Source organism: Hahella sp. KA22 (assembly GCF_004135205.1).
Taxonomy (GTDB): domain Bacteria; phylum Pseudomonadota; class Gammaproteobacteria; order Pseudomonadales; family Oleiphilaceae; genus Hahella.
Map to the genome: position 1 here is coordinate 4,385,346 of NZ_CP035490.1, position 14,145 is coordinate 4,399,490.

At 51.9% G+C, this 14,145-nt stretch carries 25 protein-coding genes; 24 read left to right on the top strand and 1 reads right to left on the bottom strand.

The window, feature by feature from the left end; genetic code table 11:
* Window positions 1-69 precede the first annotated feature (69 nt).
* From EUZ85_RS19425 to EUZ85_RS19500, 18 genes are all read left to right on the top strand, one after another.
* On the top strand, window positions 70-414 hold the full coding sequence (locus tag EUZ85_RS19425) for a hypothetical protein (protein ID WP_127971045.1): 345 nt from the start codon (window positions 70-72) through the stop codon (window positions 412-414).
* 10 nt (window positions 415-424) lie between these two features.
* Window positions 425-751, top strand: a complete 327-nt coding sequence (locus EUZ85_RS19430) for a hypothetical protein (RefSeq protein ID WP_127971047.1) — start codon at window positions 425-427, stop codon at window positions 749-751.
* Window positions 748-918 carry a hypothetical protein gene (locus EUZ85_RS31195; RefSeq protein WP_164887296.1) on the top strand — a complete coding sequence of 57 codons (171 nt, stop codon included), beginning with the start codon at window positions 748-750 and terminating at the stop codon, window positions 916-918. The genes EUZ85_RS19430 and EUZ85_RS31195 overlap by 4 nt, the downstream gene beginning before the upstream one ends.
* A complete protein-coding gene (locus EUZ85_RS19435) occupies window positions 915-1,190 on the top strand; it encodes a hypothetical protein (protein ID WP_011396709.1) in 276 nt (91 codons plus the stop codon). The genes EUZ85_RS31195 and EUZ85_RS19435 overlap by 4 nt, the downstream gene beginning before the upstream one ends.
* Window positions 1,191-1,246: 56 nt before the next feature.
* Window positions 1,247-1,579, top strand: coding sequence for a hypothetical protein (locus EUZ85_RS19440; RefSeq protein ID WP_011396708.1), 333 nt, complete (start codon window positions 1,247-1,249; stop codon window positions 1,577-1,579).
* 3 nt (window positions 1,580-1,582) lie between these two features.
* Entirely contained in the window at window positions 1,583-2,428 is an 846-nt protein-coding gene (locus tag EUZ85_RS19445; RefSeq protein ID WP_127971049.1) for a YfdQ family protein, read from the top strand.
* A 45-nt stretch (window positions 2,429-2,473) separates the two neighbouring features.
* Entirely contained in the window at window positions 2,474-2,671 is a 198-nt protein-coding gene (locus EUZ85_RS19450) for a hypothetical protein (RefSeq protein ID WP_011396706.1), read from the top strand.
* The gene (locus tag EUZ85_RS19455; protein ID WP_127971051.1) at window positions 2,668-3,312 is read left to right on the top strand and encodes a 3'-5' exonuclease; all 645 of its coding nucleotides are present in this window, start codon (window positions 2,668-2,670) and stop codon (window positions 3,310-3,312) included. Before EUZ85_RS19450 ends, EUZ85_RS19455 begins: the two co-directional genes overlap by 4 nt.
* 14 nt (window positions 3,313-3,326) lie before the next feature.
* Window positions 3,327-3,770: a hypothetical protein gene (locus EUZ85_RS19460; protein WP_127971053.1), complete on the top strand. Its 444-nt coding sequence runs from the start codon at window positions 3,327-3,329 to the stop codon at window positions 3,768-3,770.
* Window positions 3,771-3,779: 9 nt separating this feature from the next.
* A complete protein-coding gene (locus tag EUZ85_RS19465; protein WP_127971055.1) occupies window positions 3,780-4,181 on the top strand; it encodes a hypothetical protein in 402 nt (133 codons plus the stop codon).
* A gap of 77 nt (window positions 4,182-4,258) precedes the next feature.
* Window positions 4,259-4,396, top strand: coding sequence for a hypothetical protein (locus tag EUZ85_RS31200; RefSeq protein WP_164887297.1), 138 nt, complete (start codon window positions 4,259-4,261; stop codon window positions 4,394-4,396).
* Between the two features lie 544 nt (window positions 4,397-4,940).
* Window positions 4,941-5,165 carry a hypothetical protein gene (locus tag EUZ85_RS19470; protein ID WP_127971057.1) on the top strand — a complete coding sequence of 75 codons (225 nt, stop codon included), beginning with the start codon at window positions 4,941-4,943 and terminating at the stop codon, window positions 5,163-5,165.
* Window positions 5,162-5,806, top strand: a complete 645-nt coding sequence (locus EUZ85_RS19475; RefSeq protein WP_127971059.1) for an HNH endonuclease signature motif containing protein — start codon at window positions 5,162-5,164, stop codon at window positions 5,804-5,806. Before EUZ85_RS19470 ends, EUZ85_RS19475 begins: the two co-directional genes overlap by 4 nt.
* Window positions 5,803-6,402, top strand: a complete 600-nt coding sequence (locus tag EUZ85_RS19480; protein WP_127971061.1) for a hypothetical protein — start codon at window positions 5,803-5,805, stop codon at window positions 6,400-6,402. The genes EUZ85_RS19475 and EUZ85_RS19480 overlap by 4 nt, the downstream gene beginning before the upstream one ends.
* Before the next feature lie 2 nt (window positions 6,403-6,404).
* On the top strand, window positions 6,405-7,427 hold the full coding sequence (locus EUZ85_RS19485; RefSeq protein ID WP_127971063.1) for a DUF5131 family protein: 1,023 nt from the start codon (window positions 6,405-6,407) through the stop codon (window positions 7,425-7,427).
* Window positions 7,424-7,666, top strand: a complete 243-nt coding sequence (locus EUZ85_RS19490; protein ID WP_127971065.1) for a hypothetical protein — start codon at window positions 7,424-7,426, stop codon at window positions 7,664-7,666. The genes EUZ85_RS19485 and EUZ85_RS19490 overlap by 4 nt, the downstream gene beginning before the upstream one ends.
* Window positions 7,663-7,938 carry a hypothetical protein gene (locus EUZ85_RS19495; RefSeq protein ID WP_127971067.1) on the top strand — a complete coding sequence of 92 codons (276 nt, stop codon included), beginning with the start codon at window positions 7,663-7,665 and terminating at the stop codon, window positions 7,936-7,938. The genes EUZ85_RS19490 and EUZ85_RS19495 overlap by 4 nt, the downstream gene beginning before the upstream one ends.
* 2 nt (window positions 7,939-7,940) lie before the next feature.
* Window positions 7,941-8,240 (top strand): pyocin activator PrtN family protein, encoded by a 300-nt coding sequence (locus EUZ85_RS19500; protein ID WP_206617924.1) that lies wholly within the window; start codon window positions 7,941-7,943, stop codon window positions 8,238-8,240.
* On the opposite strand, the gene EUZ85_RS19505 is transcribed toward EUZ85_RS19500, so the two are convergent.
* Window positions 8,170-9,264, bottom strand: coding sequence for a site-specific integrase (locus EUZ85_RS19505; RefSeq protein ID WP_127971071.1), 1,095 nt, complete (start codon window positions 9,262-9,264; stop codon window positions 8,170-8,172). The genes EUZ85_RS19500 and EUZ85_RS19505 overlap by 71 nt on opposite strands.
* A 754-nt stretch (window positions 9,265-10,018) precedes the next feature.
* Here EUZ85_RS19505 and EUZ85_RS19510 point away from each other — a divergent pair.
* The 6 genes from EUZ85_RS19510 (at window position 10,019) to EUZ85_RS19535 (ending at window position 14,142) form a co-directional block, all read left to right on the top strand.
* Window positions 10,019-10,369, top strand: coding sequence for a hypothetical protein (locus EUZ85_RS19510; protein ID WP_127971073.1), 351 nt, complete (start codon window positions 10,019-10,021; stop codon window positions 10,367-10,369).
* Between the two features lie 58 nt (window positions 10,370-10,427).
* A complete protein-coding gene (locus tag EUZ85_RS19515) occupies window positions 10,428-10,676 on the top strand; it encodes a hypothetical protein (RefSeq protein ID WP_011396850.1) in 249 nt (82 codons plus the stop codon).
* Between the two features lie 131 nt (window positions 10,677-10,807).
* A complete protein-coding gene (locus EUZ85_RS19520) occupies window positions 10,808-11,170 on the top strand; it encodes a 5-carboxymethyl-2-hydroxymuconate Delta-isomerase (RefSeq protein ID WP_127971075.1) in 363 nt (120 codons plus the stop codon).
* 220 nt (window positions 11,171-11,390) lie between these two features.
* Complete coding sequence (locus EUZ85_RS19525; RefSeq protein WP_127971077.1) at window positions 11,391-12,389, top strand: hypothetical protein; 999 nt, start codon at window positions 11,391-11,393, stop codon at window positions 12,387-12,389.
* A 117-nt stretch (window positions 12,390-12,506) separates the two neighbouring features.
* Window positions 12,507-12,899 carry a DUF2750 domain-containing protein gene (locus EUZ85_RS19530; RefSeq protein WP_127971080.1) on the top strand — a complete coding sequence of 131 codons (393 nt, stop codon included), beginning with the start codon at window positions 12,507-12,509 and terminating at the stop codon, window positions 12,897-12,899.
* Window positions 12,900-13,071: 172 nt separating this feature from the next.
* Entirely contained in the window at window positions 13,072-14,142 is a 1,071-nt protein-coding gene (locus EUZ85_RS19535; RefSeq protein ID WP_127971082.1) for an alpha/beta fold hydrolase, read from the top strand.
* Window positions 14,143-14,145 lie beyond the last annotated feature (3 nt).

A 14,145-nucleotide genomic window follows, 5' to 3' on the forward strand; every position in this document is an offset into this window, starting at 1 on the left:
ATTGATCAAAAAGCATGTGGAGTTGGCGTTTATTAAGCGTCGGCTCTGCAAAGAACGGAGAAAAGGAACATGGGAATCTGGGTAGAAGTTGGCAACACATATACAGGCGAATGCCCTGGATGCAAAGAGACCGTCCAGATCGTTAACCGCAATCCCAATGACGACATCTGTTTTTGCCCGTACTGCGCAACCAGCTTGATGGACTGTTTTGTCTTATCCGGTATTGAAGAAGGAATCGACCGATTAAGAGAGGCTGTCGGACGGTGGCGCATCCGCAATCTCGGAGATCGCCAGTCCCCCTACTGGACGCCTGATCTAGACCCTGTGTGTATCAGCGTTGAAATGCGTCGCGCAGCGCTCGAACTAGCCGAAGCCATTCTGCGTTCCGACTACAGCAAAAAATCCAACATTTAACGAGGTCAACATGCCCAGAGTCAGAACATCATTTCAAGTTGAAGGCGACCAGTTCACCGTTTGCCTGCTCTCGGGATGGCGGGATATTTACGACGCCATTGCCCACAACAATCATTCGGAACTGCGCCGCGCCAAAGCCAGCCATCTGGACACCTTTCCAGACAACTGGCGCGAATTCGCTGCGGAGAGCATGCATTACTGCTTGGAAAAAGTGGATCTTGCCGAAGCTCGCCGGCGCCGCGACCGCATCGACAGCACTCTGGTTGCACTCCATAAGACGCATCATGAGCGCCGCCTGCGCCTTGAAAAGATTGTTGAGGAGTTGGCCGCATCATGAGCAGACAACGCCCAAGTTATCCGCCAGCGGCTTCCGGCTGCCGGCTTCAACTGCCGCCTGACATGCGTTTGGTGGATCTCATAAAACTGGCCAACGCCGCTGGCAAGCGCGTGCGCTGGACGCCTGACGGACTCAGCCTCAAACCAGTACTGGAGCCCCACTCATGACCGCAGCAGCAGCCGTGTTAAGCATTGGCTTTTTTATCGTGTGCGCACTGATTCTCGCCGCACTGGTCCTTCACCTTTACTGGCAGGACACCCCATGTCAGCGCCGCGTCGAGCACGACATCGTCGACGGCATTTATTACATCACTGACGTGTATCGCATCCCAATGCCAGGCGGCCTGGATATTACCGTGCGGTGGATCAGGCATCAGATTCATCTAAACCGCTACAGCGACCACTTTCGCAAACTCGACGCCGCTGAGACGGAGAGTTAACCCAAGCGAGCACATTGGCGTCCCTGCAGTACGCCTTTTTTTAATCAGGAGCAATCATGCCTACCAACGTTCAAGAGTTTATTTCCGAGCTGTACGGCGGCGTATTCGAGGAGAAAGTCGCCGCCGCTTTATCCGAGGTCGCTCTCGGCGTCGTCAACACCGGCAAAAAAGGCCGCGTCAGCATTGAGCTTAATATCGCCCAGGTCGCCAACAGCTATCAGGTCGAAATTAGCCACACGCTGACGTTCAAGCGGCCAACAGAACGCGGTGAAGTCGCCCAAAAGGACACCACCGAATCCATTATGCACGTCGGCAAGCGGGGCGATCTATCCGTCTTCCCTGAGAATCAGGCCGACATGTTCAACCCCAAAGACAAAGAGGCCAAGTAACCCATGGATAGATCCGCTATCGAACTGATCCAACAGACCGCGATCGCCGCCGCGCAGGACATGAGTGCTACCAGCATTCCCACGGTTGTTCTTCCAGACAACCTGAGAATCCATTCGCTGGAACAGTATATGGACCATCCAGCCCGCTTTCGTGGGCGGTTTTCCACGCAAAGCATCGATGCCTTTGGCGTATATTGCCAAAGCTTTGACGGCGCCCATATTTTCGTTGACGGGAACGCCATGGACGCGGCCGCCATTTTTGATCTGGGCAATCCCGACATTCCTGGACACGCCGAACACACCGCAGTAGTGCAACTCAATAAAACGGCTGAGTTTAAGGCGATCGAAAAGATCGACGGCGCAAGGCATTCTCAGCGAAATATGGCCGAGTGGCTGGAGGATTGGCGCCACAACATCGTTGTGCATGAGGAATCCCCCTTCGGCGAAGATGCGGGAAAAACACTCCCTATCCATCAAGCCATCTCGCGCATCCGCAGCGTAACGATTAAGCACGTCAGCGAACAAACGCAAGAGGAGCAGGAGTTCGCAAGCCAAAAAACAGCCCTGGAGCGCATCGAGGCGCAAAGCTCTGGCGGAAAGCTGTTTTGGGGGATTGAGTTCGTCTGCGAGCCCTATTCAGAAATGGGCGAGCGCTCTATCTTCGCCCGGTTAACCGCCTGCCCAGGCCGCAGCGAAGTCGAAATGATCCTCCGCATATCACGGCCCGAGGCCATCCAAACTGAAATCGCCACCGAATTCGCGGACATGATCAAGCGCATTTTCGAGCCGATGAACAACGAGATCATGACCTTCCCTGTCCACATGGGAACATTCACCACCCGGAAATAACAACAGCCGCGCCCACGGAATGGGCCGCCAAGGGAGGCGCGAGCCATGACAAACAAGGTGCAATTGAATGTAGAGCTGGACCAGGAAACAGCAGAAGCGTTGGCCGACTACTGCCGGCGCTTTTGCTTCGCTGACCTGCGATCGCTCGCGGACGACGACGATCAAGCCTATCGCATGCGTAACGGCCTGTTGGAAATCCAACGCTGTCTGGCCACCGCCGAACACAACCCAGGTGACCTATGAAACTGTTACAACACATCGACCAGAAACTATGCCGAATCACGGCATATCGCAACAGCACCCAGGCGACTCGCCGGGAGCGCTGCCGGGAAATCGCCGGCAATTGGCTGGCCATGGACCCGCTTTTTTTGGACACGGAGACAACGGGCTTAGATCAGACCGCCGAAGTGGTCGAGATCGCCGTGACTAACCGCCACGGGACCAAGCTGTTAAACACATTGGTTAAACCACAAGGCCCCATGTCGGCAGCGGCGCAGAATGTACACCAGATATCAGAGCTTGAGCTGAAAGGCGCGCCGAGCTGGCCGATCACCTACCCTCGCGTATACAAGCTGCTCTACAAGCGCCCAGTCATCATTTTTAACGCCGATTTCGACGTGCGGATACTGCGTCAGACCTGTAATGCATGGGCGCTTCCACCTATTCCATTCACTCCACTCTGCGCGATGCGGCTTTACGCAGAGTTCCATGGCCAATGGAGTGAGAAAGGACAGTTTAAATACCAAAGCCAGGCTCGAGCGCTGGAGCAAATAGGACATCCGGCAGCGGCAACCAGCCTGCACCGGGCCGCCTACGACGCGCAAATGACAAGCGAGATCATCTACACCATGGCGACCGGCATCAAGCCGTTACGCGCAGCATAAGGACGATACAAGGCATGCCGAAGTCACGCAAAAACAAACACGCAAAGCATAACAACCATTGGAAGCGTGCCCGCATGGTCTCCGACAACATCATCATGGAGACGCGGGAAAGCTGGTATGACATCGCCGGCGGAGGGCTGGAGCTTAAAGCCCGGCACAAAAGCCACGGCATGCCCTTACGGTCTGTTGACATCGAGGCCATTAAAAAACTGATGCTCAATTGGCGCGTGCGCGTGCTGATCTACTGCAAGGCCCCAGACGGAACGCGCTACACCGAGGAGCGGGAACTGATCACCGCCGAGCGCTGCAAGCTTCCGGAGCTGGACGACTTTTTTAAGTCACAAAAGAAAGACGCTCTGCAGTCCGTCAATCACACGCATGTATTCGACACGGGTTTCATCGCCGAAACCCTCACCGACGCTGAACGTGACCGCCTCAGAAACCCAGAGGCGGCGTAGGAGCCAACTATGCAAACCTTATTAGAAAGCATTCCCACCAACGGCGCCACAACGGCGGATCTGTACAGCAAGTGCGACTGGTTCGAAAGCCAGGAGCATTTGCTGAAGGAACTGAAAGCGCTACAAGCTGCGGGAGACGTCATCAAAGAAGGTAAGACCTGGAAGTCGGTATACCCTTTTGGCGAAGACTCAATCTCGGTCAAAAAACCGGAAGACTCCCGGACTACTGGCAAACCGTTGAACAAGGCGGCCGCTGATAAGGCGCTTAAAGCCCTTAAAACCAGGTTGTCACAACAGGTCATCGACAAGGAACTAAAACTCGACGTCCTGGACCAACTAAGCCGCCTGCTGGACCCAGGCATTAGCCAAGTGCTGGACGCGATCGCTGATGACCTGCAGGGGACCGCCTGATGAATACCAACCCTAGGCGCGGACCAGTTGATATCACTTGCCCTTACTGCCTTTTGAGCATGAGACATAGCCTTCTCATGTCTCCATATACTGAGCGGGAACTCACCTACTGCGACGAAGAGGAAGGCGGATGCGGCAAGGCATTTGTCATTGAGTTTCGTTCAGAGGTTTCTATAAAAGCCACCTATCAACTGGTACTGCAGGAGTCTGCATGATCGCAAAACTCCTTTTCAATCTCACTGCACAGCTGCCTTGTCGGCTTATAAATCGCCAAGGAAAGCCATACTTAGAGCGGTATTTTCTGGCGAAGGTTGCCGGGTTAACGTTTTACCTTCACCGATTCGTCGCTGGCGACGGCGACGAAGGCGTGCACGACCACCCATGGAACGGGTTTGCCCTATGTCTGACTGGAGGTTACACAGAGGAACGACTGATCAACCTATGTACACGCTGCGGGTACACGACCAAAACCAAAACTATCCGTCCAGGCCGAATCAATCTACTCCCTATGAGCGCAGCCCACCAAATACTGCGCACCAAGCCAGAGACTTGGACACTGTTTTGCCACGGCAAACTGCGTAAAGGATGGGGGTTTTTCCAGTCACTAGAACCGATCCAGGACCGAGAACAATGGTCTGTCTATTACCTCCAACCTTATCCACCGTCAGCCGGCCCACCTTGGTGGACTGACTCCCCTCTCGGCAAGAATGTTGGACGTGAACCATTTTCGCTGCAAACCGACACCAAAGGTAGCATGACATGAAGAACAAATTATCAGATCTAAATGATCATCTCTTCGCACAAATCGAACGCTTAAGCGACGAATCCATAGATGACGCCACTCTTGAGAAAGAATTAAAACGCACTGGCGCAATCACAAGCGTCGCCAAAGAGATCGTCGCAAACGCCAGGCTTGTACTTGATGCCGAGATCAAACTTTCAGACATGCCGCTCACCTCCAGCAAGCCGAAGCTGCTGTCATGAGAGGCAAATGGATCACTTACAGCGACGATGAACTCAGGTTCATTCAGTCCTGCAAGGAATTAACCCGTAAAGAGCTGACGGAACTCTTCAATAAAACGTTCAACAGGTCTCTATCCAAGGAAAATATAGCTGCGCTATGCAAGCGGAACGGATGGTTAACCGGCAGAAGCGGACAGTTCGAGAAAGGAGCTTCTCCATGGAATACAGGCAAGAGCATTCCCGCCGCCGGCAGAAGCGAAGAAACCCAGTTCAAAAAAGGCAATAGACCGCATAACCACGTGGCAATAGGAACGGAAATCGTCACCAAAGACGGTTACTTGAAGCGGAAAATAAAAGACGACGCCCAAACTGGTATGTCCAGAAAGAACTGGAAGTTTGTCCATATCATCAAGTGGGAAGAATACCACGGCAAGAAAGTACCGCCAGGACATATGGTTCGTTTCAACGATGGCGACTTAAGAAACTTCGACAAAGACAACCTCGTTCTTTTATCACGAAAGGAGAACGGCATCATTAATAAGTTTTTCGCTATGTCCGACTTACCGCCAGGCGGAACCACCATTCTGGTGGCATTAGCGAGGCTCAAAATGCTGGCCACTAAGAGACAGCGAGATCGTAAAAATAAAGGGGGACGCTCATGAGCAACGACAACACCATGCTTGTTGAAAAACTAAAACGCGACCTGATCAGATCAACAAGAGCCAATGACCGGCTTAAAAAAGAGCTGGACCGCGCACAAAGAGCCCTATCGGCATTTGAACAGGGACAACAGCAACTTAACCTGACCATCCAGCAGGTCGGGGAGCTGGCACAGCACTCTGGTTACAACGTCAACTATTCGGACATAGACAAAAACGAACGCGAGCAGCTTGTGTGTGTTGCTGATGGCCCCAGAGGCGGACTAAATGACGATGACGGAAAGCCCATTCACTTCTCGCACATTATGTGGTTTGAAGAAATCCCAGAAGAAGGATGTATTGGACTGGGAGAAGAATTACCAGATCCACCGCCTGCGCGTCTTCTTAAACCTATCCAACTTAAGCGGAAGCTTTTTCAATTTGATAACTCCGGCGAATGGATGGATAGATCACAAGCTTTGTACGCAGAATGCAGCACCCAGGCCCACAACATAATTGCCTTGGACGCTTGCGGAGTTGTATGCAGGACTTGGGCGCAAGTCAGCGGAGCCAAAGAAAGCAATTCTTTTCCAATTACAGTCTATGAGCTGGAGGGCTGATTGTGAGCGACAGAACCACAATCGAATGGACTGGATCTACCTGGAACATTATCACTGGATGTAGTTTCAAATCGCCAGGCTGCACAAATTGCTATGCAATGAAGTTGGCTGGCTCAAGGCTGAAGAATCACCCATCCCGCGCTGGTCTCACTACCTTAGCCAAGAGCGGCCCAGTCTGGAATGGGCAGGTCCGATTCAATGAGCAATGGGCAGACCTGCCGATGCGATGGACCAAGCCCCGCATGATCTTTGTCTGCGCTCATGGCGACCTTTTCCACGAATCAGTGCCTGACGAATGGATTCTGCGCGTGTGGGAAGTTATGAAAGAGGCCAAGCAACACACCTTTCAGGTACTCACAAAACGAGCTGATCGCATGCACAAGCTGCTAAATCAGTTAGGCCCACCGTTATCTAATGTATGGCTGGGCGTCAGCACAGAAAATCAAGAAACGGCCAATAATCGCATACCCAAGTTATTAGGCACGCCAGCCGCAGTGCGTTGGATAAGCGCAGAGCCCCTGCTGGGGGCCTTGGACTTAACAAACATGCCATGGAGACTTAACGGAGTCAGCGGCGAAGTCGTTAAAACAATGAACGCATTAACAGGGGAAACGACTGCATTAGACCCATTGTTCAACCGTCGCGAACAACTTCCCTCTATCAATTGGGTTGTGGTTGGCGGGGAGTCTGGACAAAACGCACGACCTATGCACCCGATATGGGCGGAAAGTCTCCGCGACCAATGCCAGCGGGCAAACGTCCCTTTCTTCTTCAAACAATGGGGGTCATGGGCGCCGCGTTCAAAATGCTGGAATGCAGGAACTGACTTTTCGTCCCTTGACCCGCAGTGTCGGCGGTGGCCGCACGTCATTAGGCTGGGAGAGCACGGCAGGAATACACGACATCTATCTCATTGCGATGATAAGGCAGGCCGGGAAGTCTATATGCAGAACGTAGGAAAAAAGTTATCTGGCCGCACTCTTGACGGTCGCACTTGGGACGAATTCCCGGAGGTAAAACCGTGAAATTCTCAATGAACGGCTTTCGCCGGCAGCTCAGCGGCGACGTTGAGCGCCTTCGGAAATTGTCCCTCTCAGTTATCGTGGCCCCCGATGAATATGCAATAGAGGAATTTGTAGAAGCCCTAAATGAGGTTATCCAGAAAAGTAATGTCCTTAACTGCGTATATGTGGAGGACGATCCGGATTTTACTGATATGTCGGATTTAGAAGTCGAATATATAGAGCCCGGAGAATACGCATGACCACCATTTATTACAAAGTGCCAAGCGAGTGCGAGGAAAGCACATACGAGTTAAGCACAGATCTCTCTCCCGCAAGCCTGAAGTACGGAAGGGTTTTAGGATCAATCGCTAAAGAGTGCGCAGAAGACTATTTCAACGATCACGATGGATGGGAATCGACATGGCCGATGACCTTCACGTTACACCTTGCCGAAGATGGACCAATCATCGGTAAGTTTAATGTCGACATGGAGCAAGTGCCCGCGTTCTTTGCTACATCAATGGCGGAATAACAATGAATACGATGTTTCTACTACTCGCCGAATTCGAAACCAGTCAAATTCCACTGGTCGACGTCGCGGCAAAGTACTTCAACTTAACCACCCGTCGCGATGTCCAGCAGCGCGCCAAGCTGCAAAAGTTCCCGTTCCCGGTCTATCGCGCATCTAACTCCAACGCCGCAGAGTGGATCGTACACGCAAAGGACCTGGCGGAGTGGATCGACAAGGAACGGGAAACGGCCGTCACCCATTGGAAAAGTCTGAATGGTGCGCCGCCGCGGGGAGTAATGGCACGTCGGCAGGGCGCAACGTAGTGTACACCTGCAGGTCTTTCCAGCCCTCATGCAGCGTGAATTGCTGCACTTGTACAATATCATAGCCACGTTCGAACAACCTGCTCGTGGCTTCTCGTCTCAAATCATGAAAGTGCAAGTCCTGAATGCCCAGATCATTACACGCCCAAGTGAAGCAGATACTGACATACTTTGTCTGATACGGAAAAATAAGGTCTTCACCTTCCACCTTTTCTTGACGACAAATGATATCCCAAGCCTCCTGCGTCATTTTAAACCGGCGGTGGTTGCCATCTTTTTTAGTCGGATGCTTAACGTCACGAACCAAGCCCGTTAAAGTGCTCTCGTCCAGATCGTCCCACCTGAGCCGAGTAATCTCGCCCAGGCGCCGCGACGAATGAATAGCAAACCACATAATGTCGTACATAGGGGTCCGCATCCGGGGCCGAAGCGCGCGATTACGGAAATAGTCAGTCAGCAAACGAAGCTCATCAGCTGTTGGCCTCCGACTACGCTTATTCGCCATTTTAAAAAGCTTATTCTTCCAACAGAAGGAGCTCACATCGTCGAACATCTGAACACTGACGGGCAAGTCTTCAAAGTGGCTTCTCGCAAGCTTCACCGCGCCTTTAATGTAGACAAAATCTTGTCTTACTGTTGATGGACCTGAACTCCGCATTCGCTGCTTCACGAACTCGACCAGGTAAGCCGTCGTCAATGATGTTAGCGGAACCCGCAACTTCTCCATTTGCATTAATGCCCGGATTCGATATGACTTTGACTCACCAAACTTGGCCACATCTTTATACTCGTTGTAATACCAAGCCAGTACATCAGCCAATGTCGAGCCGCCATGGTTCAATTTTTCCAGTGCGCCGGGCTGAGACAACTCATATTCAAGACGCCGGCCCCATTCTTCGGCGAGCCGTTTAGATGGCCAAGTCTTACCCTCGCGATATACTATTTTACCGTCTCGCTTAATCCTTACCTCTCGATACCAGCGGACTTCGCCCGACTTAGTAACCCTCTTTCTAGCCGTCGCCATGCTAAAATACCCCAGTATAGAAATACGCTACCCAGTTTCTAGCCTGACTGTGACGCACTTTCGAAGCACTTATGACGCACTCATGACGCCCCACGACTAGAAAAACACCCAAAAATAAGGAAAAATACTGTAATCGTGTGCATGACAACAAATCAAGGGGAAGTGCCACGAATAGCGCGCCAACCCAGCATGAGCCGTATATGTTGCTGGTTATATTGGACTTTTTTATTCGTTTAATTTTTAAACAAAAAGTTATGCTGGTCCGACAAAATGTCGCATAAGGCTAAAGAGAAAATATAGGAAGGGAGGCGGGTATTGGGAAAAGTGAGTGGTTAAGACTTGTGAATAGAGCAAATCCAATCATACAAATTACGTCATCCACCTTTTGAAATATGGGGGCAATAGGCCCATTTCAAAACGCCCAAAATTATCGGCCAATAATATCCTTGTACAGAGTCTGCCGATTCCCCCGTTCGCCCTGAGCCTGTCGAAGGGCTCTTAATGATGCCGCCGGCTCAACACAGGAGGACACGGAAATTAGTTGGCCACTAAAGTAAAAAGCCTGATTGTTTTCAACCCGGGCTGATTAGAATTTGGAATAGCGCTCTGGGAGGCCCTTCGACAGGCTCAGGGCGAACGGGTGGTTTAGAGAGGCGCTCGCGGTTCGCTAATCACAGGCTGAATAGTGCAAGCGGTGGGGGGCGACGAGTCGTAGGACCTGGCGCGGGGAAAGGTAGATTAGAGTGGAGTATCGATGAAGATTTTCTGGGTCATAGACACCAAAGTTACAGCGCTGGAAGGATGCGGTCTCAGTGATGACGGTTCGACGTATATATTCGGTCGCACAGTTGTTCCCGCCAGTACTGAAGAAGAGGCTGTTTCTGCGCTGAAAGCACATTTCGATCAAAGCCGGATTCAGCTGGAAGAAGTCATTTCCGTTGTTGCCTACGATGAGGGTGACTGGAGTAGTGATCGTCATCTCCTGAGCAAGGCCTATAGGTTGGCCAAAGCAACCAACGATATCAGGAGCGCCGCCTTTATTTCTGAAAGGTCGCGTGATTACACTGAGCGGAAGCAGCAGGGGCTGTTGGATGAAGAGAAGTAGCAGTACCACTGAGCGAAAAGTACTTCAAAATTAAAACTCCAGGAGATTTACAACCAATATGAGCAGCTTAGTCAAACGAGTTAGCGTAGTGTTGACTGAAAGTGAAGCAAGGTATGCTATTCAAGCTCTTGTTCATTACAAAGAAATGTGTCATCTGAAGGCTACAAACCCAGAGGCGACAGAAGATGATGAGTTCTTCTATGCGAATGATCAAATGGGGGCAGCAATGGCGTTAAAAAGCATCCAGAAAGCTTCCATAGAGGTATTTGGCGAGCAGATATTAGAATTTGGCCACGACTCGCTGTAAAGTTCTCACCGATATTTTTCGGCGCATAATGCGCCTGAATCTGCGCTTTTCCCCATCCATATTTTTGGGCTGCTCGTGTTGTTTTTATGTGAGCGCCCAACGAAATCGTTAACGTACAAGGTGATGTAAATATGCCGCATTTGACTTTGGAATATACCTCTAACTTGCGTGGCGCTGCTGATTTTCAGCGGTTGTTCAGCGCTATTCACACAGGAATGATGAGCACAGGCGAGTTTTCGCTGAATGATATCAAGTCGCGGGCGTATGAGGCTACTGAGTATGTTATCGGGGACGGTGATATCGGGAGGTCTTTCGTTCATTTGAAGGTTGCGCTTCTTGCTGGCAGAAGCCAGGAGTTTAAGCAGTTGGTCGGCGACCTCTGTCTGCAGGCGCTTCGCGAGGCGTATCAAAAAGAACTGTCAGGCGGCGACTGCCAATTGTGCGTTGAGCTGTTGGATATCCATCGGGAAAATTACTTTAAGGCGCTGGCCTAGTTAAGGACAGGGTCGACAGGGCGGCCAGTTATCGATGAACTTCCGCCCTGCTCCGTTCGCCCTGAGCCTGTCGAAGGGTGGATCTATATAACCGCGTTCCATTTACAATTGCGCCCTGTCTTCCCCCTGCTTCATTCTCCATGCTTCGCCTGGCCCACGATTCTCGCCTAAACTATGAGATTACGTTCAAGTCGTCGTTATTTTTAGAGAACAATAATTAATGAGAATCCCCCTTGTCCTGTCGACTCTAGCCTTACTGGGCGTCGCGTTCATCCTGTTCCTGTATCAGTATCTGTTTGGCGCGGAAACGACCTTGCTGAATGTCAGCTATGCCAGTATGACCAAGTCCCGCGTCCATCTGCTCATTGAGGGCGAACGCAAGTGGTACGCCTTGGGAGATTCCAAAACGATAGAACGTCCAGGGTTTCTTTTAGATTATGACTTGGATTCAAAAGCGCTCACCCTGTTCGAGTTGAAGCCCGATGATTATTTCTTTGACCAAGCCAAAATCATGGCCGACGACATGTTGGTTGCTCACTTCAAGCTCACGAAAGTTCCACACAGCCCGCTCTATGGCGCGTGTGTGTTCCGCACAGTGCAATTGGACTCCGCCACTTATACTTGGTCGCCCAAGCAGCGATGCAAAGCGCAAACAGGGAATACGTCGGCAACGGAGAGTGAGAATAACGGTGGAGGAAAAACGAACGAAGCGCCGGATATGCCTTTACCAAGCCTACTGAGCAACCAAAAAACGGACCGCATTTCACCTTCACTGTTTTTTAAAAAACCAGAAACTGCTGGCGACGCGTATCAAATCCTCGACGCCAATGGACAAGTCATCGCAGAGCGCAAGAGCCTGAGCGATGAAGACAAAACACAGATAATGCCTGTCGGAAAGTTGTTCCACTTCGACCCGAATGAGCCTCTCTCACAGATGCCCGCCAGTTTCAGAAGTCGGGGGCTAGGCTTGCTGCCGAGCGGTGAAGTGTTGCTAGCGTTTGAGTTTAACTGGGCGGCGGAAAACTCTATTGTGCTGATCGCCTGGGGCTTGCAAACCAACACCACACGCCTGGAAAACCGCATTTTTTATGAATCGCTGTTCTCGCCGACACAATTCGAGGCGCGCCAGTTAGATTGGTGGGGACAGTTTAAATACTTCGTGTCGCCGGAGCGGCGGCCAATGGTACCGCTACACGCTATACCCGCTACAACGCGATAACCCAAACATTTACAGCGCAATCCATCTCTCACCGTTGTATCCTAAGCGGCTACGGCCTGCGAGCGACAGGCCTGCCTGTAATGGCGCCAGCATTCCGTTGATTAATTGAGAAAGTGCATGAATCAAGATCAGATTGAGCAAATACTGCAACTAAGCTGCGATGAAAGATACGACTATTCACTGATGAATATGGTGGATAGCAAAGAGGTCTGGATTCTTATCAATGACGACAACCAGTTTTTGAAGCTGTTTTCGGAAGAAGAGGATTTTGAATACCTGCCTATCTGGCCAGCTGAGGAGTTCGCCAGAGAGTACGCTAATGACTTGGGTGAGAAGTTGACGCCTAAAAGCATCGCGTTGCCCCATTTCCTGAACAAATGGATTCCCGGGCTGCAACAGGATGGTCTGCATGTAAATGTCTTCCCTGCTCTGATGGATGATTCGAGCTGGATCATGCCGCCAGATGAACTAAGGGACGAGTTGAAGAACGAACTGTCCAATCAGATGTAGGACCCGCTTCCCGTTCCTCCCGAGCCCCGTCTTTGGGGCTCTTCTTGTAAGTCCAATATCCGCCGCAAAGCCAGATACAGCAAGCATTTCACGTCCTCGATCCTGTTTTAGGTCTCGCTATACTCGCCCCCTCAGGCTTAATGGAGGCTCATTGAACGAACGAGAGGGAACCATGCACAGATCCATATTTTTTAGCCTCCTTTTAATGCTGTTCTCCAGCGCAAATCTCTTGGCCGCGTCTATTGGTTTTCGCGAAGCGCAAGTGACTGACGGTCCTGCAAATCGGCCTTTGCACGTCAGCATCTGGTATCCCGCGCAGACGAATCCTTCTACAACAGCCGAGACGCCAACCTCATCCGTAGGAGAGAATCGGGCGTTCTTCGGTGTGCAGGCGAGCCCTGATGCGGAACCAGCGCAAGGCGGACACCCACTGGTGGTTTTGTCGCACGGTTATGGCGGTAACTGGCGCAACCTGAACTGGCTGGCGGCGGAGTTGGCTGCTAAGGGGTATGTAGTCGCTGCGCCGGATCATCCCGGCACGACGACTTTCGACAGACGCCCAGCGGAAGCGGCGAGATTGTGGGAGCGCCCTCATGATCTCAGTCGGGTGATTGATTTCATATTGGACAACCCACAGTTAGCGGGGGAGATCAATGCGGACAATATCGCCGCCATCGGCCACTCGCTTGGAGGCTGGACAGTTATGGCCCTGGCCGGCGCCCGCTTCGATCAGGCCCATTTCGCTGCTGAGTGTCTGGCGCACCCCAATCCTCGCGTTTGCGGGTTAAGCGATGAGTTGGGCTTGAGCACTAAGGGCGCGGCCAAAGCTTCACTTGAGGCCAGCTTGGCGGATCAGCGGGTGCGAGCGGTCGTCTCACTGGACCTCGGCCTTGCCCGCGGCTTTACGCCCGCCAGCCTGGCGGCGGCGCCAATACCCGTGCTGATATTCGGGGCGGGCGTGGATATCGGCGACCTACCCGCCAAGATGGAATCGGGTTATTTGGCCATCCACCTACCTCCCGCGCAAACCCAATACGTCGAAATTCCCGACGCCGCCCACTTCAGCTTTATGCAACGCTGCAAGCCCGCTGCAATCGCATTATTAGAAGAAGAGGCTCCCGGCGACGGCATTATCTGCAAGGACGGCGACGGTCGTAGTAGAGAGGAGATTCACCGGCAGGTCGCCAGTCAGGTTATCGACTTCCTGGCGCAGGCTTTAACAGCAAAAAACGCAGCGCTATAGATA